General features: G+C 61.3%; 20 protein-coding genes. 5 read left to right on the plus strand and 15 right to left on the minus strand.

The window, feature by feature from the left end; translation table 11 throughout:
* From nagZ to D6Z43_RS09230, 3 genes are read right to left on the minus strand one after another with little or no spacing between them, the layout of a single operon-like run.
* Positions 1–999: a beta-N-acetylhexosaminidase gene (gene nagZ, locus D6Z43_RS09220; RefSeq protein ID WP_120651651.1), complete on the minus strand. Its 999-nt coding sequence runs from the start codon at positions 997–999 to the stop codon at positions 1–3.
* 9 nt (positions 1,000–1,008) lie between these two features.
* Entirely contained in the window at positions 1,009–1,533 is a 525-nt protein-coding gene (locus D6Z43_RS09225; RefSeq protein ID WP_120651652.1) for a L,D-transpeptidase, read from the minus strand.
* 44 nt (positions 1,534–1,577) lie between these two features.
* The gene (locus tag D6Z43_RS09230) at positions 1,578–2,285 is read right to left on the minus strand and encodes a TetR/AcrR family transcriptional regulator (protein WP_120651653.1); all 708 of its coding nucleotides are present in this window, start codon (positions 2,283–2,285) and stop codon (positions 1,578–1,580) included.
* Between the two features lie 226 nt (positions 2,286–2,511).
* On the opposite strand from D6Z43_RS09230, the gene lexA reads away from it, so the two are divergent.
* Both lexA and sulA read left to right on the plus strand, forming a co-directional pair.
* Positions 2,512–3,123, plus strand: a complete 612-nt coding sequence (gene lexA, locus D6Z43_RS09235) for a transcriptional repressor LexA (RefSeq protein WP_120651654.1) — start codon at positions 2,512–2,514, stop codon at positions 3,121–3,123.
* Positions 3,124–3,133: 10 nt separating this feature from the next.
* Complete coding sequence (sulA, locus tag D6Z43_RS09240) at positions 3,134–3,607, plus strand: SOS-induced cell division inhibitor SulA (protein WP_120651655.1); 474 nt, start codon at positions 3,134–3,136, stop codon at positions 3,605–3,607.
* Positions 3,608–3,689: 82 nt separating this feature from the next.
* On the opposite strand, the gene D6Z43_RS09245 is transcribed toward sulA, so the two are convergent.
* The 6 genes from D6Z43_RS09245 to fadB all read right to left on the minus strand — a co-directional run bounded on the left by D6Z43_RS09245 (position 3,690) and on the right by fadB (position 11,045).
* Positions 3,690–3,923 (minus strand): hypothetical protein, encoded by a 234-nt coding sequence (locus tag D6Z43_RS09245; protein ID WP_077525348.1) that lies wholly within the window; start codon positions 3,921–3,923, stop codon positions 3,690–3,692.
* Between the two features lie 71 nt (positions 3,924–3,994).
* Positions 3,995–4,513, minus strand: a complete 519-nt coding sequence (locus D6Z43_RS09250; RefSeq protein ID WP_120651656.1) for a DUF6586 family protein — start codon at positions 4,511–4,513, stop codon at positions 3,995–3,997.
* Between the two features lie 66 nt (positions 4,514–4,579).
* A complete protein-coding gene (topA, locus tag D6Z43_RS09255; protein ID WP_120651657.1) occupies positions 4,580–7,186 on the minus strand; it encodes a type I DNA topoisomerase in 2,607 nt (868 codons plus the stop codon).
* A gap of 117 nt (positions 7,187–7,303) precedes the next feature.
* Positions 7,304–7,540, minus strand: a complete 237-nt coding sequence (locus tag D6Z43_RS09260) for a DUF1653 domain-containing protein (RefSeq protein ID WP_120651658.1) — start codon at positions 7,538–7,540, stop codon at positions 7,304–7,306.
* Positions 7,541–7,702: 162 nt separating this feature from the next.
* A complete protein-coding gene (gene fadA, locus D6Z43_RS09265) occupies positions 7,703–8,878 on the minus strand; it encodes an acetyl-CoA C-acyltransferase FadA (RefSeq protein WP_120651659.1) in 1,176 nt (391 codons plus the stop codon).
* A gap of 19 nt (positions 8,879–8,897) precedes the next feature.
* Positions 8,898–11,045 (minus strand): fatty acid oxidation complex subunit alpha FadB, encoded by a 2,148-nt coding sequence (gene fadB / locus D6Z43_RS09270; RefSeq protein WP_120651660.1) that lies wholly within the window; start codon positions 11,043–11,045, stop codon positions 8,898–8,900.
* Between the two features lie 470 nt (positions 11,046–11,515).
* Between fadB and D6Z43_RS09275 the strand changes: the two genes are divergently transcribed.
* The gene (locus tag D6Z43_RS09275; protein ID WP_120651661.1) at positions 11,516–12,322 is read left to right on the plus strand and encodes a hypothetical protein; all 807 of its coding nucleotides are present in this window, start codon (positions 11,516–11,518) and stop codon (positions 12,320–12,322) included.
* A gap of 42 nt (positions 12,323–12,364) precedes the next feature.
* On the opposite strand, the gene D6Z43_RS09280 is transcribed toward D6Z43_RS09275, so the two are convergent.
* Complete coding sequence (locus tag D6Z43_RS09280) at positions 12,365–12,799, minus strand: hypothetical protein (protein ID WP_120651662.1); 435 nt, start codon at positions 12,797–12,799, stop codon at positions 12,365–12,367.
* Between the two features lie 85 nt (positions 12,800–12,884).
* Between D6Z43_RS09280 and D6Z43_RS09285 the strand changes: the two genes are divergently transcribed.
* Complete coding sequence (locus tag D6Z43_RS09285; protein ID WP_077525355.1) at positions 12,885–13,325, plus strand: universal stress protein; 441 nt, start codon at positions 12,885–12,887, stop codon at positions 13,323–13,325.
* A gap of 27 nt (positions 13,326–13,352) precedes the next feature.
* Here D6Z43_RS09285 and D6Z43_RS09290 read toward each other — a convergent pair whose 3' ends face one another.
* On the minus strand, positions 13,353–14,039 hold the full coding sequence (locus D6Z43_RS09290) for a hypothetical protein (protein WP_120651663.1): 687 nt from the start codon (positions 14,037–14,039) through the stop codon (positions 13,353–13,355).
* A gap of 20 nt (positions 14,040–14,059) precedes the next feature.
* Positions 14,060–15,973, minus strand: coding sequence for an ATP-binding cassette domain-containing protein (locus D6Z43_RS09295; protein WP_120651664.1), 1,914 nt, complete (start codon positions 15,971–15,973; stop codon positions 14,060–14,062).
* 184 nt (positions 15,974–16,157) lie between these two features.
* On the opposite strand from D6Z43_RS09295, the gene D6Z43_RS09300 reads away from it, so the two are divergent.
* Positions 16,158–18,092 (plus strand): transglycosylase SLT domain-containing protein, encoded by a 1,935-nt coding sequence (locus D6Z43_RS09300; protein WP_120651665.1) that lies wholly within the window; start codon positions 16,158–16,160, stop codon positions 18,090–18,092.
* A gap of 52 nt (positions 18,093–18,144) precedes the next feature.
* Here the strand turns inward: D6Z43_RS09300 and D6Z43_RS09305 are convergent, their stop codons facing one another.
* The 3 genes from D6Z43_RS09305 to yegS form a co-directional block, all read right to left on the minus strand.
* Positions 18,145–18,948, minus strand: a complete 804-nt coding sequence (locus D6Z43_RS09305; protein ID WP_120651666.1) for an MOSC domain-containing protein — start codon at positions 18,946–18,948, stop codon at positions 18,145–18,147.
* 68 nt (positions 18,949–19,016) lie between these two features.
* Entirely contained in the window at positions 19,017–19,943 is a 927-nt protein-coding gene (locus D6Z43_RS09310; protein ID WP_120651667.1) for a chemotaxis protein CheV, read from the minus strand.
* Positions 19,944–20,076: 133 nt separating this feature from the next.
* On the minus strand, positions 20,077–20,976 hold the full coding sequence (gene yegS / locus D6Z43_RS09315; protein ID WP_120651668.1) for a lipid kinase YegS: 900 nt from the start codon (positions 20,974–20,976) through the stop codon (positions 20,077–20,079).
* Positions 20,977–21,027: the final 51 nt, after the last annotated feature.

Raw genomic sequence — 21,027 nt, forward strand, 5'->3', positions numbered from 1 at the left:
TCAATCGATCAACTGGGCTTCACGCAATGCTGCAGTCGCCTGCAGCCAGCGGGGGTCCTGGCGGTATTCGGTACCGGGGAAAGCGCGGCGGCGCATGCGCGCGAGGCTGGCCGGCGGCGTCGCTCCCAAGCGCTGCAGGCGCTCCAGGGCCAACTCGGCGGCTGCGCGATCGTTGCACACCAACCCCATGTCGCAACCCGCGGTCAGGGCTGCCTCGATGCGCTCGGCGGCGTCGCCCACCACATGGGCACCGGCCATGGACAGGTCATCGCTGAAGATGACGCCGGAGAACTTCAGTTCCCCACGCAGGATTTCCTGCAGCCAACGCCGGGAGAAACCAGCCGGCTGGTTATCCACCTTCGGGTAGATGACGTGGGCGGGCATCATGCCGTCCAGCTCGGACGCAAGGCGGGCGAAGGGGATCAGGTCGCTCGCTCGAATCTGCTCAAGGCTGCGCTCGTCCGTGGGAATCGCCACATGAGAATCGGCCTCCGCCCAGCCGTGTCCAGGGAAGTGCTTGCCGGTAGCAGCCATGCCGGCCTCACGCAGCCCACGGATGAACGAACCAGCCAGATGCGCAGCGCGTTCGGGGTCGCCTTCGAACGCACGACTCCCCACCACAGCGCTGCGCTGGTGGTCGAGATCCAGCACCGGGGCAAAGCTGATGTCCAAGCCTACCGCCAGTACTTCGGTCGCCATCAACCAGCCGCACTGTTCAGCCAGTTGCTCCGCGTTGTCGTTGTCGGCCAGGGCCCGCATCGCGGGAAGGCGCAGGAAACCCTGTCGCAGGCGCTGTACGCGGCCGCCTTCCTGATCGACGGCAAGAATCAGGTCCGGACGAACGGCACGGATGGACGCACAAAGCTCGCGTACCTGACGCGGGCTTTCGATATTGCGGGCGAAGATGATCAGACCGGCAACTTCTGGCTGTCGGAGGATCTGCCGATCCTCAGCGGTCAACCAGGTGCCGCCGATATCCAGCATCAGGGAACCTTGCATTAATAATCCTTAAGAGAGTTGCGCCGCCGCCCAGTCCGGGCAGGGCGCTTCGTCAATGCGTACCGCACAGTGGACGGGCACTCGATCGAAGAGTTCCAGCACATCCGTATTGCGCAGACGAATGCACCCATGGGAACGAGGCACGCCCATTGGCTCGGTATCTGGCGTGCCATGCAGGTAGATATAGCGGCGGAAGCTGTCGACACTACCAAGGCGGTTGCGACCTGGCTCTCGACCGCTGAGCCACATAATGCGACTCAGTATCCAATCCCTTCCCGGAAAACGCCCGTGCAGCTCGACATTCCAGACCTCACCAGTCCAGCGCCGACCACGCAGCACCGCCCCCAAGGGCAGACCGCCGCCAATCTTCGCGCGAACCTGGTGAAGTCCACGGGGCGTGCAATTGGAGCCATTGGTCTCACCCGCACCGTTGAGCGCGGTAGAGACAGACATGCGCAGCACCAACTGCCCGTCGGCAAAGCCGTAGAGCTGCTGGTCAGCGATGGAGATATGCAGGAGATCAAGGTATTGCATGGGCCGCAAGCTTAGCCGATCAGCCCGCTCGCGCCCATATGGTTTTAAGCCTTGGCGGGGGCTGCCGGGGCCTTGCTCCGTGGTTTCAGCATTGCGCTCGCCAGCACCTCGTCGGTAACGCCGGTCTCGGCACGCATGCCGGCCGCCAGGAAGGGCACCATCAGTCGCATGACTTGTTCGATCGAGGTATTCACGCCAAAGTCGTTTTCCGCCATGGCACGCAACGCCTTGATCCCAGACATGCTGAATGCCGCGGCGCCAAGCATGAAGTGCACCCGCCAGAACAGCTCCAACGGGGGAACCCTTGGTGCAGACTCATTTACCAGCAGCATGTAACGACGGAAGACCTTGCCGTAAACCTCTTCCAGATACTTGCGCAAGTGCCCCTGGCTCTGACTGAATGCGAGACCGAGCAAGCGCATGAAGATAGAAAGGTCATTTCCGCTACGAGGCTTTACCGCAAGGGCCTGCTCGACGAGCATTTCCAGCAACTCCTCGAGGCTGGCCTTGTTTTCGGCCTTGGCCTGGCGACGATCCAGCTCTCGCTCCAGGCTCTGACAGAAGGGGCCAAGGAAACGCGAGAAGACCGCCTGAATCAACGCCTTCTTCGAACCGAAGTGATAGTTCACCGCCGCCAGATTGACCCCAGCTTTGCTGGTGATCAGGCGCAACGAAGTCTCGGCGAAGCCCTTCTCCGCGAACAGCTGTTCCGCAGCATCCAGAATGCGTTCTACGGTTTCCGACTGGGCCATGGCTCCTCCGCCTGACAAACACTTGTTTGAAACATACGTTTCATCCGGTCAGATTGTCAAGTCGACCTCACCACTATCTGACGCAACGGTCATTCTCCCGGGCAGTGCGCCAAAGGGGTGTCTCGATTATTCCTCCCTCTTCTTCCTTCGCCAAAAAAAGAAGCATTGCCAAGCCCAAATCACTGTATATAATCCCAGCAACTGTATAAAAAAACAGAGCGCCTCCATGCTGAAACTGACGCCCCGCCAAGCTGAGATTCTCGCATTCATCAAGCGCTGCCTTGAAGACAATGGCTTCCCTCCGACTCGAGCGGAGATAGCTCAGGAACTTGGCTTCAAGTCACCCAACGCCGCCGAAGAGCATCTCAAGGCGCTGGCACGAAAAGGTGCGATTGAGATGACCCCGGGTGCTTCCCGCGGCATTCGCATCCCCGGCTTCGAGCCCGGCAACAGCGAAGATGATGGACTGCCGGTGATTGGCCGCGTCGCTGCAGGCGCGCCAATCCTCGCGCAGCAGAACATCGAGGAATCTTGCCGCATCAATCCCGACTTCTTCCATCCCCGAGCCGACTACCTGCTGCGCGTTCGCGGCATGTCGATGAAAGATATCGGCATCTACGACGGAGACCTGCTCGCCGTCCATAGTACCCGCGAAGCCCGAAATGGCCAGGTTGTCGTAGCTCGCCTGGGCGAAGAAGTCACGGTCAAGCGCTTCAAGCGTGAAGGCGAAAAGGTCTGGCTGATTGCCGAGAACCCGGAGTTCGCCCCAATCGAAGTCAACCTGGATGAACAGGATCTGGTGATCGAAGGTTTGAGTGTCGGCGTGATCCGCCGTTAAAGGAGGCCCTATGCAGTTCCCGCAGTCGCTTGGTCGGTCACAGCTCCCTCTGTTCCACGAGGCCATCCTGGCCAATCCCGTGGCGCCGCTGCTGACCGATGTGGTCGAAGAAACCAGCAAGGAAGAACCAGACGCGTTCAGTGAACTGTCGCTGCGCGGCGCTGCCGGGCATTGCCGCAGCCTGCTCGCCTCGATATTGCGGGAACTAAGTGAAGAGAAAGACGCACGCTGGCTGACACTGATCGGCGCCCCCGCTGGCCTCTCCCGGGATTGGCTGCGCGAGTCCGGCCTCAACCGCGAACGCATCCTGATCCTGCAACCACGCGGAGAGCAAAGTGCTCTTGAGCTGGCTTGCGAAGCCCTGCGCCTAGGCCGCAGCCATACGGTTGTGAGCTGGCTTCAGTTGGGACAACGGGCCAAACGCCAACTGGCCCAAGCTGCACGCCAAGGCGACGCGCAAAGCCTGAACGTTCTACTGGGATGAAAGGTTTCTGGGCCCCTGATGATCGCAGCGCCCCTCTGACACGAGACGGTAACCGGATCAGCGGAAGATCTGGCCCCAGAGATCAATGCAGGACGCGCGGACCATCCTGGTGGTCCATCTCTCCTTCAGCCAGTCGGCCAGCCATCTGAACACCGACATTCAGCATGGCTTTGGCGACTTCCAGGTGATGCCCCTGAAGGAAAGCCTTGGCATCGGCGGAGAAGTCCAGCGTAACCAACGCCTCCTCGTCCTCAGCCCGGCGCAGAATGATGCGCCCGTCAGGCAGTTCGACTATTTCCAGAAAGGACGTAGGCATAAGTTCATATCTCCACGAAAGGCGGCCATTGTAGCAGCCAGCCGCCAGCACGCCCTAGCCCGTCGATCAAATCAGCACTCGCTGAGTGTTTCCCGGAAGCGCAACGCAAGCGATTTCAGATTTTGCCGCCATGATTCCAGGACTTCACGCGACAACGGCTTTTCTTCCTCACCTATGCTGACTGCGGTGATCAACGGTAGAGTCGGGTCGATCTTTGCCTGCTTCGGCGCCTGAGGTGGCTGGAATAATGCGCGATAAGCAACGAGCAGCTCAGCCAGCCATGTTTCACGCTGCTGGGCCAACTCCACCAACTCAGCCAGCTCAGGACTAGGCGCAGCAGCCAGGACTTCCGGCGTCAGTAGCAACTCGACTCGCGGCGCACCTGCTTCTGGAAGGCGATAGTAACCGGCAATTTCGTGGCACAGGCCAAGAAGCGCACCGTAGAGGTGGAACAGTACCGCCTCGCGCTCGGATTGCACCAACGCCTGGGCATTCATGGCCTTGCCCTCTTCCGCCTTGCTCCAGGACTCCAGCGACAGGCCAGCGAAGAAGATTTTCTGGTTGGTGCGGGTATAAAGCTCATGGGCCATGACGGCGCCCTCCACAGGTGACCCCGGCAGTATATGCGCGCCCGTAAACGGACGCGCTAGGGGCGGTCAGCGCTTGTCTTCGACCTTCCACTTGCCGCCATCGAAGAAGGCGCGCCAACCGGTTGGTTTGCCTTCGACCTCGGTCTGCACATATTGCTCCTTGGTCTTGCGGCTGAAACGGATCACCGCCGGGCGCCCCTCCGGGTCTTTCTTCGGCGCATCCAGCAGGTAGTGATACTTGGCATCCAGCTCGTCCTTGTGCGGAATCAGCTCCTGAACCAAGGGGGCGCGCGTTTCGCGATTCTTCGGGAACTGGCTGGCTGCCAGGAACAGGCCGGAAGCACCATCACGCAGCACGTAGATGTCATCGACCTTCTCGCATTTCAATTCCGGCATACGGATCGGATCGATCTTCGGCGGCGCTGCTTCACCGCTCTTCAGCAACTTGCGGGTGTTCTTGCAGCTCGCGTTGGTGCAACCGAAGAACTTGCCAAACCGACCCGTCTTGAGCTGCATCTCGCTACCGCACTTGTCACACTCCAGGCTCGGACCTTCATACCCCTTGATGCGGTACTGGCCCTGCTCGATCTCATAGCCTGAGCAATCCGGGTTGTTGCCACAGATATGCAGCTTGCGGGTTTCATCCAGCAGATAAGCGTCCATCGCAGTGGCGCAGATCGGGCAACGATGCTTGCCGCGTAATACGCGGGACTCCGACTCACCTTCGTCGTCCGCGGCAATCTCATCGCCCGGCACCAGGTTGATGGTGGCCTTGCAACGCTCTTTCGGCGGCAGGCTATAGCCCGAGCAACCAAGGAACACGCCGGTAGAAGCGGTACGGATCATCATTGGGCGACCGCAGTCACGGCAGGAAATATCGGTCGGGGTTGGCTGGTTGGCACGCATGCCCTTGTCAGCGCCTTCCGCCAGCTCGAGCTTCTTCCTGAAGTCGCCATAGAACTCGTCCAGCAGATGCTTCCAGTCACGCTCGCCCTGGGCTACGTCATCCAGATGCTCTTCCATGCCGGCGGTAAAGCCATAGTCCATCAGGTTGGCGAAGCTTTCGTTCAGCCGCTCCGTGACGATGTCGCCCATCTTTTCCGCGTAGAAACGACGGTTGTGCACCGTTACGTAGCCGCGCTCCTGAATGGTGGAGATGATTGCCGCGTAGGTGGACGGACGACCAATGCCCCGCTTTTCCAGTTCCTTCACCAGGCTGGCCTCGGAGTACCGCGCCGGCGGCTTGGTGAAGTGCTGGCTGGGCTCGAGGTTGAGTAGCTTGAGCAGTTCGCCCTCGCTCATTTCCGGGAGTACGTCATCCTCGCCAGGCTTGCTCTGCTGTGGCAGGACGCGAGTGTAACCATCGAACTTGAGAATGCGCCCCTTTGCACGCAGCTCAAACTTGCTGGCAGTGACGCTGACGCTGGTGGACAGGTATTCCGCCGGCGGCATCTGGCAGGCCACGAACTGGCGCCAGATCAGGTCATACAGGCGCTCGGCATCACGCTCCATACCAGACAACTGAGTGGGACGCAGATTGACGTCGGACGGGCGAATGGCCTCGTGCGCTTCCTGAGCGCCTTCCTTGCTGGAATAGACGTTTGGCTTGGACGGTAGGTACTTCTGGCCGAATTCCCCCTCGATGAAGCCACGCACCATGGTGATGGCATCGGCCGAGAGGTTGGTCGAGTCGGTACGCATATAGGTGATGTAGCCGGCCTCGTAGAGGCGCTGGGCCATCATCATGGTTTTCTTCACCCCGAAACCCAGGCGATTGCTCGCGGCCTGTTGCAAGGTGGATGTAATAAACGGCGCGGAGGGGCGACTGGAGGTTGGCTTGTCTTCGCGCTTGGCAACGGAGTAACTGGAAGCCTTGAGCTTCTCCAGCGCCGCCATGGCCTGGGATTCGTTCAGCGGCTTGAAGGCCTCGCCGTTCTCACGCGCCACTTCGAAACGCACCTTCGCGCCCTTGGCGGTGCCAAGGTCAGCGTGCACTTCCCAGTACTCTTCCGGAACGAATGCGCGGATCTCGCGTTCGCGCTCCACCACCAGCTTCACCGCTACTGATTGCACGCGACCGGCAGACAGGCCACGAGCAATCTTCTGCCAGAGCAACGGCGAGACCATGTAGCCCACGACGCGGTCGAGGAAGCGACGGGCCTGCTGGGCGTTCACGCGGTTGATATCGAGGTCGCCGGGCTGGGAGAAGGCTTCCTGAATGGCCTTCTTGGTGATCTCGTTGAACACAACGCGCTTGTAGCGGCTGTCATCACCACCGATGGATTCCCGCAGGTGCCAGGCAATGGCCTCCCCTTCGCGGTCCAAGTCGGTTGCGAGATAGATGGTGTCGGCATCCTTGGCCAGGCGGCGCAACTCGTCGATCACCTTCTCCTTGCCGGGCAGGATCTCGTACTTGGCTTTCCAACCGTGCTCTGGGTCGACGCCCATGCGAGCAACCAACTGGCGCTTGGCTTTCTCCTTGGCGGACAGGGCCGGCGCTTCGCCAGCAGTCTTGCCGCGCTTGGCCGGCTCCTTGGCGGTACTGGCTGAACCGCTGGTAGGGAGGTCACGGATATGGCCGATGCTCGACTTCACCACGTACTGGTTGCCCAGGTACTTGTTGATGGTCTTGGCCTTGGCCGGGGATTCCACGATGACCAGCGATTTGCCCATGGATCGGTGTGTTCCTGATTGAAGAATGTAAAAGGCGGGTGCCGCCCGTCGCGGCACCGCTATATATAGTGGCCAGTGCGAAGCGGTCAAGCGCGCCCCGGCTGTCCTCGCCGCCCCTCAGGGCTGAGGAAATAGGTCCGGCTCCGCACTCACCAAGGCGAAGCGCGCAATCTGCTCGCCGTCCACCTGAACCGTTTCGGTGAACATGCTGAGCGGTCGCACCCAAAGGCCGAATTCGCCATAGAGGGCCTGGTAGACCACCAGTTCTTCCTCCGTCTCGGAATGTCGTGCAATACCGATGACACGGTACTGCTGACCCTTGTAGTGACGATAGAGACCCGGTTGCAGGCTCATGGTTGCCTCACAGTGATGAATGCAGGCTAGCCCGCAAAGGTTGCGCATGGTGCCGCGTGATGCGACTCGAAGCCAGCCCTTACACGAAAATTCCTGCGAAGTATCTCCACATGAAAGCAAAAACCGGGGCACTGGGCCCCGGTTTTCTCATCCTGCGTGCGCTTATACGCGCTCGAAGATGGTGGTGATGCCCTGGCCGAGACCCACGCACATGGTGGACACGCCCAGAGTACCGCCGTTCTGCTTCATCACGTTCAGCAGGGTACCGGAGATACGGGCACCAGAGCAGCCGAACGGGTGACCCAGGGCAATTGCACCGCCGTGCAGGTTGACCTTCTGCTCCATCTTGTCGAGGAGCTTGAGGTCTTTCAGCACCGGCAGGGCCTGGGCAGCGAAGGCTTCGTTGAGTTCGACGAAGTCGATGTCGTCCATGGTCAGGCCAGCGCGTTTCAGCGCCTTCTGGGTGGACGGCACGGGGCCGTAACCCATGATCGCCGGATCTACGCCGGCAACCGCCATGGCACGTACTACGGCCATCGGCTGAATACCCAGGTCCTGGGCACGCTGGGCGCTCATCACGATCATGCAGGAAGCGCCGTCAGTGATCTGCGAGGAAGTACCCGCAGTCACGGTGCCGCCTTTCGGGTTGAACGCTGGCTTCAGGCTGGCCAGGCTTTCCAGGGTGGTCTCCGGACGAATGGTCTCGTCAAAGTCGAACACCTTCAGGAAGCCGTTCTCGTCGTAGCCTTGCATCGGGATGATTTCATCCTTGAACTTGCCTTCGACGGTGGCCTTGTGGGCCAGTTGGTGCGAACGCACACCGAACTGATCCTGGGCTTCACGGCTGATGCCATGCATCTTGCCGAGCATTTCGGCGGTCAGGCCCATCATGCCGGACGCTTTGGCGGCATACAGGGACATATGCGGGTTCGGATCAACGCCGTGCATCATGCCGACGTGGCCCATGTGCTCCACACCGCCGACCACGAATACGTCGCCGTTGCCGGTCTGGATGGCCTGCACGGCGGTGTGCAGGGCGCTCATGGAGGAACCGCACAGACGACTGACGGTCTGGCCGGCGCTGGTGTGAGGGATCTGGGTCATCAGCGACGCCATGCGTGCGATGTTCCAGCCCTGCTCCAGCGTCTGGTTAACGCAGCCCCAGATCACATCCTCGACTTCCGCCGGGTCGACCTTGGTGTTGCGCTCCAGCAGCTTGCTGATCAGGTGCGCCGACATATCTTCGGCGCGGGTGTTGCGGTGCATGCCACCCTTGGAGCGACCCATCGGGGTGCGGCCGAAGTCGACAATGACTGCATCTCTAGGATTCAGGCTCATATTCTTCACTCTCGCTCAATTAGCCGAAAAACTTCTGGCCGTTCTTGGCCATTTCGCGAAGCTTGGCGGTCGGGTGGTACAGCGCGCCCAGGTCGGCGTACTTGTCGGCCAGGGCCACGAACTCGGCCACACCGATGCTGTCGATGTAGCGCAGCGCACCACCACGGAAGGGCGGGAAGCCGATGCCGTAGATCAGGCCCATGTCGGCCTCGGCAGCGGTCGATACGATGCCATCTTCCAGGCAGCGCACGGTTTCCAGGCACAGCGGGATCATCATGAAGTTGATGATGTCTTCGTCGGTCAGCTCACGCTGCTCCTTGACGATCGACTTCAGCACTTCGTAGGCAACCGGATCGGTAACCTTCTTCGGCTTGCCGCGCTTGTCGGTTTCGTAGGCGTAGAAGCCCTTGCCATTCTTCTGACCCAGGCGCTTGGCTTCGTACATGACGTCAACGGCGGTCTTGCCTTCAACGGCCATACGATCCGGGAAGCCTTCGGCCATCACATCGCGGCCGTGGTGGCCGGTGTCGATGCCGACCACGTCGGACAAGTAGGCCGGGCCCATGGGCCAGCCGAACTTCTCCATGATCTTGTCGATGCGTACGAAGTCGACGCCGAATTCCAGCAGCTTGGCGAAACCGCCGAAATACGGGAACAGCACACGGTTGACCAGGAAGCCGGGGCAGTCGTTGACCACGATCGGGTTCTTGCCCATTTTCTTGGCGTAGGCAACGGTAGTGGCAACAGCCACTTCGCTGGACTTCTCGCCACGAATCACTTCAACCAGCGGCATCATGTGCACCGGGTTGAAGAAGTGCATGCCGACGAAGTTCTCCGGACGCTTCAGGGCCTGGGCCAGGTAGCTGATGGAGATGGTGGAGGTGTTGGAAGCGATGATCGCGTCTTCGCGAACATGACCTTCCACCTCGGCCAGCACGGCGTGCTTGACCTTCGGGTTCTCGACGACAGCTTCGACCACGATATCGACGTTGCCGAAGTCGCCGTAGGACATGGTCGGACGAATCGCATTCAGCGCTTCAGCCATCTTTTCAGGCTTCATGCGGCCTTTCTCGACGCGCTTGCCGAGCAGCTTGGACGCTTCGTTCAGGCCCATCTGGATACCCTCTTCGCGGATATCCTTCATCAGGATCGGAGTGCCCTTGGAAGCGGACTGGTAGGCGATGCCGCCACCCATGATGCCAGCGCCGAGTACGGCAGCCAGTTTCACGTCCTTGGCAGCTTCGTCGTACTGTTTGCCCTTTTTCTTCAGTTCCTGGTCATTCAGGAACAGGCCGATCAGGCTAGTGGCGACCGAAGTCTTGGCCAGCTTCACGAAGCCGGCGGCTTCCACTTCCAGAGCTTTGTCGCGGCCGAAGTTGGCAGCTTTCTGGATGGTTTTGATGGCTTCGACCGGAGCTGGGTAATTCGGGCCGGCCTGGCCAGCAACGAAGCCCTTGGCGGTTTCGAAGGCCATCATCTGTTCGATGGCATTGAGCTTCAGCTTTTCAAGCTTGGGTTGACGCTTGGCCTTGAAATCCAGCTCGCCGGAGATGGCACGCTTGACCAGGTCCAGAGCGCCAGCCTGCAGCAGGGCGGGAGCGACAACAGCATCGACGGCACCAACTTTCAGGGCGTCCTCGGCACGGTTCTCCTTGCCGGAAGCGATCCACTCGATCGCGTTGTCGGTACCGATGAGGCGCGGCAGGCGCACAGTGCCGCCGAAGCCCGGATAGATGCCGAGTTTGACTTCCGGCAGGCCGATCTTGGCAACGGTGCTCATCACGCGATAGTCGGCTGCCAGGCACATTTCCAGGCCGCCACCCAAGGCGATGCCGTTGATCGCGGCAACGGTGGGAACTTCGAGGTCTTCGAACGCGCTGAAGATCTTGTTGGCTTCGAGGTTGCCGGCCACCAACTCTTCGTCGGGCAGCTGGAAGTTCTCGACGAACTCGGTGATATCGGCGCCGACGATGAACACGTCCTTGCCGCTGCTAACGATCACGCCCTTGACCGAAGCGTCGGCCTTGATGGCTGCAACTGCATCACGCAGTTCGTTCAGGGTGAGGCGGTTGAACTTGTTGACGGACTCACCCTTGAGGTCGAATTTCAGTTCGACGATACCGCCCTCAAGAGCCTTAACCGTGATGGCTTTACCTTCGTAAATCATCAACTGATCTCCACGGTTTGGGAAACTGGACTGTACGCATCGGAGCCGACCGGCGGACTTGCCTCCGGCGCTGCCGGAGCATAGTCCTGATCGATCCGGCACACCCACCGACGCGATATTCGGGCTTCATCGGAAGCGTCAGACAAGACAAACGCTTGATTCATACGCCCGTTTGATTTGGGTGAGCGCAGATTCAGGGAAAAGTCTGCGCTTGTCAATCGCGCAGCGTGACCGGTCGGCCACGATAAAACAGCTCTGTCACCTGCCTTGCCGCAAGTCGGGCAAGACAAATGACACAGATTCACTCAATTGATTGCGTCTCATCACGACCACTGCTGCTTGGCGGAAAAGCTGCCAGAAGGCCGCTGGCAAATTGCCTGCCTCACAGGTACATTCGTGCCACTCGATCCGCCAGGATTCGAACGCCAAAACAACAACAATCGAGGCCAATGGCCCACGGAGTAGTACCAATGACGAGCCGTCTGCTTGCCATTCTGCTGGGTACCCTGCTCACCCTTCCCGCTTTCGCTTCTGCTCAAGCGTCCCCGGCGGACAGCCTGCTCAAGCTCCATCAGATGCGCCTCGCCGCCCAGCGCAGCCTTGGCGACTTCTATATGTACAACGGCATGGAAGGTGATCAGCGCTACGCGCGACTGATCGACGAGTCGGTGCAGAAGGCGGATACGCACCTGAAGGAACTGGGCGAAATGCCCGGGGAAGCATCGAAGGCCCTGCGCGCCCAGCTGGCCCAGGAATGGCAGAGCTACCACAGCGAGCTGACCGGTCTGGTCACCTCACTCAAGCAGCAAGGTTATACCGACCTGCAACCGGTGGCCGACCTGACCGAGCGGAACAAGCGCCTGATGGACCTCTCGAACGAGCTCTACGCCAGGATCCAGCAGGAGGGTTCGACCCAGGTTCCGCCCCTGACCCAGCGCAGCCGAGATCAGAGCCTGCTGATGCAGACCATCGCAGTGGACTACGCCTCCCGTAGCGCGTCCATCGGTGGCAGCTTCATTGGCAGCAATGGCGGCAAGGGCATCGACGAGCTGGCCGGTCAGTTTGCCAACCAGCTGATCAGCCTGGAGCAGGCGCCGCAGAACACTCCGGAAATTCGCCAGGCGCTGGATGGCATCAGCACCAAATGGCGCTACATCGAGAAATCGCTGAAGAACTACAACGAAAACAGCGTGCCGTTCCTCATCAACAAGTACTCGGACCGCATCATCGACGGCCTCGAAGACATCTCCGCCCGCTACTCCGCCGCCCAGAGCTGAGACCGGCAACCTGCGCGACGGCAACACCGTCGCGCCCTGACCTCAGGCCAGCGCCTTCAGCGTTTCGGCGATGCGCTGCAGGTCTTCCGCAGTTCCCCGCTCCCCCCAGTAGAGGGCAATCATCTGCGAGCTCGCTTCGACCTTGTAGACATCCTTCGGCAAACCAGCCAGATGTGTCAGCACCGCCGCGTCCTCGCACGGCTCGCGCCACTGGTTCACCCAGGTGCCCGGCTCGTTCTGCCAATAGCACCAGGCCTCGCGCCCGCGCAGACGCGGCCGATGGTACTGGGCGCAGGAATGCGGCGGCTCCTGGACCAACCAGTGCGGCCACTCCTGGCGCGACAACTGCATGGACAACCCCATCCGCCGTGCCTGCAGGCGCAGCTCCATACGCCCGCGCTGCCCTTTGGAAGGCACCAGCCAGACCAGCGGGCTGAGCATCGCCAGTAGGAGCAACAGGACGATCCAGATGGTCATAAAGGTTATCCCGCTCAAAAGCCTGTGTTAAACGTTCCGGAAAGCCATACTTGTGATCATGCGCAACCTTAAGGAGGAGTCACCCATGACCTACCAGCACATTCTGGTCGCCGTAGACCTGACCGATGAATGCCATCCGGTGGTGCGTCGCGCCCAAGCGCTGGCCCAAGCCAGCAATGCCAAGCTGTCGCTGGTGCATATCGTCGAACCGATGGCCATGGCCTTCGGTGGTGACGTACCCATGGACCTGTCCATGCTCCAGCAACAGCAGTTCGAACAGGCTCGGGAGCGCTTGCAGGGCTTCGCCGGCATTTATTCCGAGCTGAGCGCCGACCAGCGCCACCTGGCCTACGGCCAGCCACGCCAGGAAATCCACCGCCTCGCCGAGGAGCAGGGCTGCGACCTGATCGTTGTCGGCAGCCATGGCCGCCACGGCCTTGCTCTGCTGCTCGGCTCCACCGCGAACGATGTGCTCCACGGCGCACCTTGCGACGTACTGGCGGTCCGCCTGAAGAAGCCTGAATAAAACGACTCGACCCAGCGGGCGCGGGCGTCAGTCAAAGCCCTCGCCCGCGCTCATCACCAGCGGCCGGATCTTCTGCAACTGGGTTTCCAGCGAGTAGGTCATGCTGGAGGCCATGGAGAAGAAGGTCAGGAAGGCCTTGAGATTGGAGTCCCCTTCGCAAGTATCGTGGATACGTTGCCAGAAGGCCTGGTTCACCAGCTGTAGCTGCTGGAACAGACGCACCAGCCCCTTCAACTCCCAGTCTGCATGGCGCCCTTCCCGAAGGTTGAAATACTGACGTGCCAGATAGAGCGAAACGGCCCGTAGGATGAACTCCTGATTACTGGCAAATGGCAGGTGCTGATGCGCCATCGGCTTGAGCTTGCCCAGCACCGGGCAGGCGCTGGTAGCCATGATGACCCCCAGCAGGGCGCGAAGCCCCTCCTCCAACCCAACCACCTTGGCGTATTCACGCTCTGGCGTACGCACCCAGACCTGCACCTTCTTGAACGCCGGCAAGCCCTGAAAGTCCTCGATCACCCGGTGCAGGTCCACCGCTGCCGGGCAATGGCTGTGGGTTTCCTGACGCAACGGGCAGTTGCTGCACTGCTGGTGCTCCAGACGCGTCCACTTCGGCGCGCCAGCAGCGCGTTCCGGGTCGTACTCACGATCCAGCTCAATGCGATAGCTGAACTCATGAAGGTCATCCAGGCTGATGCGGTATTCGATGGCCATGGGCTCTCCGGCTCACTTCCTCAACTGTCTTCCAGCTCCGCCCAACGCTCGATCAGGCGGTCCAGTTCCTTCTGCAAGCCATCCAGGCGTTCCAGCACCACGCGGGTCTGCTCCGCCGGGCGCTGATAGAATACCGGGTCGGAAATTTCCTCCTGCAGCTTCGCCTGCTCAGCCTCCAGGGCTTCGATCTGCCCGGGAATCGCTTCCAGTTCGCGCTGGAGCTTATAGCTCAGCTTCTGCTTCGGAGCCTCAGCGACGGTCGCCTTGACCACGGGTGCGGGTTCTGCGGCCTTGGGAGCCTCGGCCTTGGCCTCTCGCCCCTCCCCAACGCCCAGCAGGCGCGGCGAACCGCCCTGGCGCAACCAATCCTGATAACCGCCCACATACTCGCGAACCCGACCCTCGCCCTCGAACACCAAAGTGCTGGTGACCACGTTGTCGAGGAAGGCCCGGTCGTGGCTGACCATCAACACGGTGCCAGGGAAGCTCAGCAGCACTTCTTCAAGCAATTCCAGGGTTTCCACGTCCAGGTCGTTGGTTGGTTCGTCCAATACCAACAGGTTCGCCGGCTTGCTGAACAACTTTGCCAGCAACAGACGTGCCCGTTCGCCTCCGGACAGCGCCTTCACGGGTGTGCGAGCGCGCTGCGGGCTGAACAGGAAGTCTCCGAGATAGCTCAGCACATGACGGTTCTGGCCCTCGATGGTTATGAACTCGCGACCTTCGGCGAGGTTGTCGATTACGGTCTTTTCCAGATCGAGCTGGTGACGCAACTGGTCGAAATACGCCACTTCGAGGCGAGTGCCGACCTCGATGCTGCCGCTGGTGGGTTGCAGATCCCCGAGCAGCAGCTTGAGCAGCGTGGTCTTGCCGGTTCCGTTGGCGCCAAGGAGGCCGATACGGTCGGAGCGCTGCAGCACCAGGTTGAAATCGCGAATCAGCGGTTCGCCGCCCGGATGTGCAAATCCGACGCTCTCGGCCACCATGACCTGCTTGCCGGACTTCTCGGCGGTTTCCAGCTGGAAACTGGCCTTGCCCTGACGCTCGCGACGATCGGCACGTTCGGCACGCATCGCCTTGAGCGCGCGTACGCGACCTTCATTACGCGTACGACGCGCCTTGATGCCTTGGCGAATCCATACTTCTTCCTGCGCTAGTCGCTTGTCGAACAGCGCGTTGGCCGTCTCTTCCGCCGCCAGTTGCTGCTCCTTGTGGACCAGGAAGCTGGCGTAGTCGCCGTTCCAGTCGATCAGGTGGCCGCGATCCAGTTCCAGGATGCGCGTGGCCAAGTTCTGCAGGAAGGAACGGTCGTGGGTGATGAACAGTACTGCACCGTTGAAGCCCAGCAGGGCCTCTTCCAGCCAGGCAATGGCGCCGATATCCAGATGGTTGGTGGGCTCGTCGAGCAGCAGCAGGTCAGGCTCGGCCACCAGCGCCTGTGCCAACAGCACGCGGCGGCGCCAGCCACCGGAAAGCTCGGCCAGGGTTTTGTCCGCCGGCAGCTGCAGGCGGCTCAGGGTGCTATCTACCAGTTGCTGCAGGCGCCAGCCGTCGCGAGCTTCGAGTTCCTGCTGGACGTGGGCCAGCTTGGTCAGGTCCGCCTCGGACTGGATGTGCTGGCTGAGGTGATGGTATTCGGCCAACAGCGCGCCGACACCGGCCAGACCCTCGGCGACCACGTCGAAAACGGTACGATCGTCAGCAAGCGGCAACTCTTGCGGCAATTCGCCGATCTTCAGCGCCGGTGCGCGCCAGATTTCACCGTCATCGGCGAACTGATCGCCCTTGACCAGGCGCAGCAGGCTCGACTTGCCTGTGCCGTTGCGGCCAATGATGCAAACGCGCTCGCCACGGGCGATCTGCCAGGACACCTTATCCAGCAGCGGCATGGCGCCGTAGGCAAGAGATACGTCGGTGAACTTGAGCAGCGTCATGTGGGGCCTCCGGGATAAGGGCGCGCATTCTACCCGACTTGCCACACCGTCTCTCGGGCATTTTTTACCGCCGGTTTCCCTTGCTGGTGCAATGCTTTAACCGGCCCGCCTCAGAAGCTAAGCTAGGCGCTATTCGATGCCCCGAAATGGGCATTCACAACGATATATCTGCCTCGGAAGTGTCATGCGCGGTCGTCTGCTCAGCCTGTTTTCCTGTCTGCTCCTTTCTACGGTCGGCCTGCAAGTCGCTCAGGCCTCCTCGGTTCCCCTCGCGCAGCAGCGGCTGATGTACGACGAGGCCAAGCGCGCACTGGCCAAGGGTGATTCCGGCCCCTACCAGCGCTACGCCAATGCCCTGCGCGACTACCCGCTGGAGCCCTACCTGGCATACGACGAGCTGACCGCCCGTCTGAAATGGGCGAGCAACGAAGAAATAGAGAAATTCCTCGCCGAGCATGGCGACCTTCCCCAAGCCGGGTGGATGAAGCTGCGCTGGTTGCGCTGGCTGGCCGAGCGGGGCGAGTGGCAGACGTTCGTCAATTACTACGACCCCAAGCTCAATTTCACTGAACTCGACTGCCTTTTCGGCCAGTACCAGCTCAAGCACGGAATGAAGAAAGAAGGCTATGCCTCGGCCAAGAAGCTCTGGCTGGTGGGCAAGTCCCAGCCCGAAGCCTGCGATGTGCTGTTCGGCATGTGGAGCGCCGAGGGCCAACTGACCGAGGAGCTGCGCTGGAAGCGCGCCAAGCTGGCCGCTGAAGCCCGCAACTATGGCCTGGCCAACCACTTGGTGAAAACCATGCCGCGCCTGGGCACCCAGGGCAAGCTGATGGTGGAAGTGGCGCAGAAGCCGCAGATATTGAGCCAGACTGCCCGTTTCGCACCCGCCGATCGCCACACGGCCGATGCCGCAGGTCTCGGCTTGCGCCGCCTGGCACGCCAGGACCCGGAGAAGGCTCTGAGCCTGCTGGATGTCTATGCAGCGCGCCTGCCCTTCTCCAAGGAAGAGAAAGTGGCCATCGCCCGCGAAATCGGCCTGACCCTGGCCAAGCGCTTCGACTCCCGCGCACTAAAGGTCATGACTCATTACGACCCCGAACTGCGCGACAACACCGTCAGCGAATGGCGCGCGCGCCTGCTACTGCGACTAGGTCGCTGGGACGACGCCTACCAGTTGACCCGGCAGATGCCCGAAGACCTGGCCAAGACCAACCGCTGGCGCTACTGGCAGGCCCGCAGCCTGCAACTGGCGCAGCCCCAGAGCCAGCAACCGGTCCCGCTGTTCCAACCGGTTGCCCGAGAGCGTGACTTCTACGGCTTCATGGCCGCCGACCGTATCCAGGCACCCTATCAGTTGAACAACAAGCCTCTGGCCATCGACCCGAAGGTGATGCAGAAGGTGCGCAACACCGCAGGCATCCGCCGTGCGCTGGAGTTCCATGACCGCGGCGAGATCGTCAACGGCCGCCGCGAGTGGTACCACGTCAGCCGCCTGTTCAACCGCGACGAGATGGTGGCCCAGGCCAAGATCGCCTATGACCTGCAATGGTACTTCCCGGCCATCCGCACCATCAGCCAGGCCCAGTACTGGGATGACCTGGATATCCGCTTCCCGATGGCCCACCGCTCGGCACTGACCCAGCAAGCGAAGATTCGCGGTCTGCATTCCAGCTGGGTGTTCGCCATCACCCGCCAGGAAAGCGCCTTCATGGCCGACGCGCGCTCCGGCGTCGGCGCAATGGGGCTGATGCAACTGATGCCGGGCACCGCCAAGGAAACCGCGCGCAAGTTCGGCATTCCGCTGGGCTCGCCGAAGCAGGCGTTCAACCCCGACGTCAACATCCAGCTCGGCGCCGCCTACCTGAGTCAGGTCCACGGCCAGTTCAACGGCAACCGAGTGCTCGCCTCGGCCGCCTACAACGCCGGCCCCGGCCGGGTTCGCCAGTGGCTGCGGGGCGCCGACCACTTGTCCTACGATGTCTGGGTGGAAACCATTCCCTTCGACGAAACCCGCCAGTATGTGCAGAACGTGCTGTCCTACTCGGTGATCTACGGGCACAAGCTGAACGCTCCGCAGCCTCTGGTGGATTGGCACGAGCGATATTTCGACGACCAGTAAGACATGAGAAAGGGCGCCAATCGGCGCCCTTTCTCATTGGCTCGAAATCAGATTACTCGAGGACTTCGATCTCCATCCCCACTTCCAGCACCCCGGTAGCGCGGTTGATCAGATTCTGTCCAAAGTAGACCTCGCCCTCGCGCTCGCGATAGGTCTTCAGGGTCGTCAGTGGCTCACGGTCGGCGTTGCGTTCTCCGGTCGCCGGATCGATGGTGGTCAGGATGCAGCGGCTGCAGCCCTTGGCGACACTGAACTCGATGCCACCGATGCGAATGCGCTTCCAGCCGTCCTCGGCATAGGCCGCGCTGCCCTCCACCACCAGATTCGGGCGAAAACGCAGCATCTCCAAGGGCCGCCCTACCCGTTCGCTCAAGTCTTCCAGCGAGGCCTGACCGATCAGCAGCAGCGGGAAACCGTCGGCAAAACCCACCTTTTCTTCCGGCAACAGACTGCCTGGAATGTCCCGCGCACGGTGTTCTGGTACATGGACCAGGCGGCACGCCTTGCCGAGGAAATCGCTGAGCCATTGCGCCGCTTCATCGCCGGCGTCCGGCACATGCATCGGAGCACCCCAGACAAAGGTACCGCGCAGATTGCCGTCGGGATCGGGCAACAGCACTTCCAGGGTCGGCTGCCCCGCGGTGCTCAGGGTCAAGCCGCCGGCATCGTTCCACCGTGCCGAAAGCTGGGACATCCGGGGAAAGGCGCGCTGGGTCAGGAAGCGGCCATTTTCGGCATCCACCAGCATCCAGCGCCGGTCGCCTGCCAAGCCCAAGGCGTCCACCTGGACCTTCTGCAGGGGTTCGCCAATGGCGGATTTCATGGGGTATCGATAGAGGGAGGAGAGACGCAACATGGCCGGCTTCCTGATCAGCGTTCGAGCGAAACCCACCTTATACGCAGCGAACCCCGCTCACCTCAAGCTCATTGATCGCGCTTGAGCCGGTCCATCACCACATCCACCAGCCTGTCGGGCTGGAACTTGGAGAGGAAGTTGTCGCAGCCGACCTTCTTCACCATCGCATCGTTGAAACTGCCGGACAGCGACGTGTGCATGACCACATAGAGGTCGCGCAGGCGCGGATCGTTGCGAATCTCGGTGGTCAGGCGGTAGCCATCCATCTCTGGCATTTCCGCGTCGGTGAAGATCATCAGCAACTTCTCGGTCATGTCTTCGCCACTGTCGGCCCAGGCTTTGAGCATCTTCAATGCTTTCAGGCCATCGCTGGCCATGTGCATGCGCATGCCAAGCTGCGAAAGGGTCTCCCGCAGTTGCGTCAGAGCTACGCTGGAATCGTCCACCAGAAGCACCTCACGCCCCACAGCCATCTGCAACAGCGGGTTGCCCAGGCGATCAGCGGATACGCGTGTGCTCATGGGCACGATCTCGGCCAGCACCTTTTCCACGTCGATGACTTCGACGATCTGCTCATCCACCTTGGTGATCGCCGTCAGATAGTGCTGGCGACCCGCGCCTCCGGGCGGCGGCATGATGGATTCCCAGTTGAGGTTGAGGATGCGGTCCACGCCACCCACCAGGAACGCCTGTACCGAGCGGTTGTACTCGGTGACGATGATGGTGCTGCGCTCATCCGGTACCAGTGGTCGCATGCCAATGGCCTGGGATAGGTCGATCACCGGCAGTGTCTGGCCTCGGAGGTTGACTACACCGCACACAAAGGGATGTCGCTGCGGGATCAGCGTCATCTTCGGCAACTGCAGGACTTCCTGCACCTTGAACACGTTGATGGCGAACAGCTGGCGGCCACTGAGGCGGAACATCAGGATTTCCAGCCGGTTTTCACCCACCAGTTGGGTGCGTTGATCGACGGTGTCGAGAATGCCGGCCATGGAACTTCCTCTGCTACGAATGCGGTGTGGGCAGGACTGCCATGGCAGCGTTTCGGCAAATTGCCGAAAAACTGAAGGCATGGCACCGCGCCATCATGCCGCAGCCAATCCCCTGGCGCCAGTGCTCCGGCGCCTAGCCTGTCAGTAGCAGCGGAGAACTCTCCGGCAGATGCACCCGCAGCGCCCCAACTCGCGCGGAAACGCGCAGACGCGAGCTTTCCAGCGGTTCGCCATCAAGGTTCAGGTCCAGCCCTTCCGTGGCTTCCACCTCCACCCACGGCAGACGTGCGCTCACGGAAACCGCCTCCAGGCCGAGGATGCCGCCGGAGAGCAGAGTTGTCAGGGTGCCCACCACGTCCTGGGGCGCCGGGATGATGCAGAGATCCAGCAGTCCATCGTCCACCACAGCTTGCGGACACAAAGGGTGGCCACCGCCGGCCTGACGCCCGTTACCGATTCCGAGAGCCAGGAACTCGCCCTCCCAAGAGAAATCCGGGCCGCGAAAACTGCCCAGAGCCGAGTGCACCTCGGAGAAGTGGGTAAGGCCCGTGAGAAAATAAGCCGCTCCACCGAGCACCTTCTTCAGGTCTTCAGAGGTGTTGGCAGTGATTTTCGAGCCAAATCCCCCTGTCACCATGTTGAGGAACAGATGCCCGTCGGCATCGCCCAGGTCTATGGCTCGTGGCGCGACGTCCAGCAGCGCCAGCGCATCGCCGGGCTCAAGAGGTATGCCGGCGGCGCGAGCGAAATCATTGGCCGTGCCCAGGGGCAGCAGCGCCAGGCTGGCATCGCTACCAGCCTGGACGATGGCTTCGGCCACTTCGCGCAGGGTGCCGTCACCGCCTCCTGCGATCAGGGTCCGATAGCCCGCTGCCAACGCTTCCCCGACCAGACGCCGGGCATCACCGCCTTCCCAGGTGACACGCACCGCCAACTCCCACCCGTCATTCCGACGGGCTTCGACGGCAGACCTCACGTCGTCGTTCGTTGCTTGCTTGCCATGCAGGATCAGCAAGGCTTTGCGCTCGCCCATGATCACCTCCGTCGATCAGGAATGGCCGGAGTATAGGACCGCAAGGCTTCC

It is taken from the genome of Pseudomonas sp. DY-1 (assembly GCF_003626975.1).
Lineage (GTDB): Bacteria > Pseudomonadota > Gammaproteobacteria > Pseudomonadales > Pseudomonadaceae > Metapseudomonas.

Bases quoted from the DNA above. Each gene is read 5' to 3' on its own strand.
- lexA (WP_120651654.1), top strand. From the start codon at position 2,512: ATGCTGAAACTGACGCCCCGCCAAGCTGAGATTCTCGCATTCATCAAG.
- D6Z43_RS09285 (WP_077525355.1), top strand. From the start codon at position 12,885: ATGACCTACCAGCACATTCTGGTCGCCGTAGACCTGACCGATGAATGC.
- D6Z43_RS09300 (WP_120651665.1), top strand. From the start codon at position 16,158: ATGCGCGGTCGTCTGCTCAGCCTGTTTTCCTGTCTGCTCCTTTCTACG.
- D6Z43_RS09290 (WP_120651663.1), bottom strand. From the start codon at position 14,039: ATGGCCATCGAATACCGCATCAGCCTGGATGACCTTCATGAGTTCAGC.
- D6Z43_RS09310 (WP_120651667.1), bottom strand. From the start codon at position 19,943: ATGGCCGGCATTCTCGACACCGTCGATCAACGCACCCAACTGGTGGGT.
- sulA (WP_120651655.1), top strand. From the start codon at position 3,134: ATGCAGTTCCCGCAGTCGCTTGGTCGGTCACAGCTCCCTCTGTTCCAC.
- nagZ (WP_120651651.1), bottom strand. From the start codon at position 999: ATGCAAGGTTCCCTGATGCTGGATATCGGCGGCACCTGGTTGACCGCT.
- D6Z43_RS09245 (WP_077525348.1), bottom strand. From the start codon at position 3,923: ATGCCTACGTCCTTTCTGGAAATAGTCGAACTGCCTGACGGGCGCATC.
- D6Z43_RS09250 (WP_120651656.1), bottom strand. From the start codon at position 4,513: ATGGCCCATGAGCTTTATACCCGCACCAACCAGAAAATCTTCTTCGCT.
- fadB (WP_120651660.1), bottom strand. From the start codon at position 11,045: ATGATTTACGAAGGTAAAGCCATCACGGTTAAGGCTCTTGAGGGCGGT.
- fadA (WP_120651659.1), bottom strand. From the start codon at position 8,878: ATGAGCCTGAATCCTAGAGATGCAGTCATTGTCGACTTCGGCCGCACC.
- yegS (WP_120651668.1), bottom strand. From the start codon at position 20,976: ATGGGCGAGCGCAAAGCCTTGCTGATCCTGCATGGCAAGCAAGCAACG.
- D6Z43_RS09225 (WP_120651652.1), bottom strand. From the start codon at position 1,533: ATGCAATACCTTGATCTCCTGCATATCTCCATCGCTGACCAGCAGCTC.
- D6Z43_RS09230 (WP_120651653.1), bottom strand. From the start codon at position 2,285: ATGGCCCAGTCGGAAACCGTAGAACGCATTCTGGATGCTGCGGAACAG.
- D6Z43_RS09280 (WP_120651662.1), bottom strand. From the start codon at position 12,799: ATGACCATCTGGATCGTCCTGTTGCTCCTACTGGCGATGCTCAGCCCG.
- topA (WP_120651657.1), bottom strand. From the start codon at position 7,186: ATGGGCAAATCGCTGGTCATCGTGGAATCCCCGGCCAAGGCCAAGACC.
- D6Z43_RS09260 (WP_120651658.1), bottom strand. From the start codon at position 7,540: ATGAGCCTGCAACCGGGTCTCTATCGTCACTACAAGGGTCAGCAGTAC.
- D6Z43_RS09295 (WP_120651664.1), bottom strand. From the start codon at position 15,973: ATGACGCTGCTCAAGTTCACCGACGTATCTCTTGCCTACGGCGCCATG.
- D6Z43_RS09305 (WP_120651666.1), bottom strand. From the start codon at position 18,948: ATGTTGCGTCTCTCCTCCCTCTATCGATACCCCATGAAATCCGCCATT.
- D6Z43_RS09275 (WP_120651661.1), top strand. From the start codon at position 11,516: ATGACGAGCCGTCTGCTTGCCATTCTGCTGGGTACCCTGCTCACCCTT.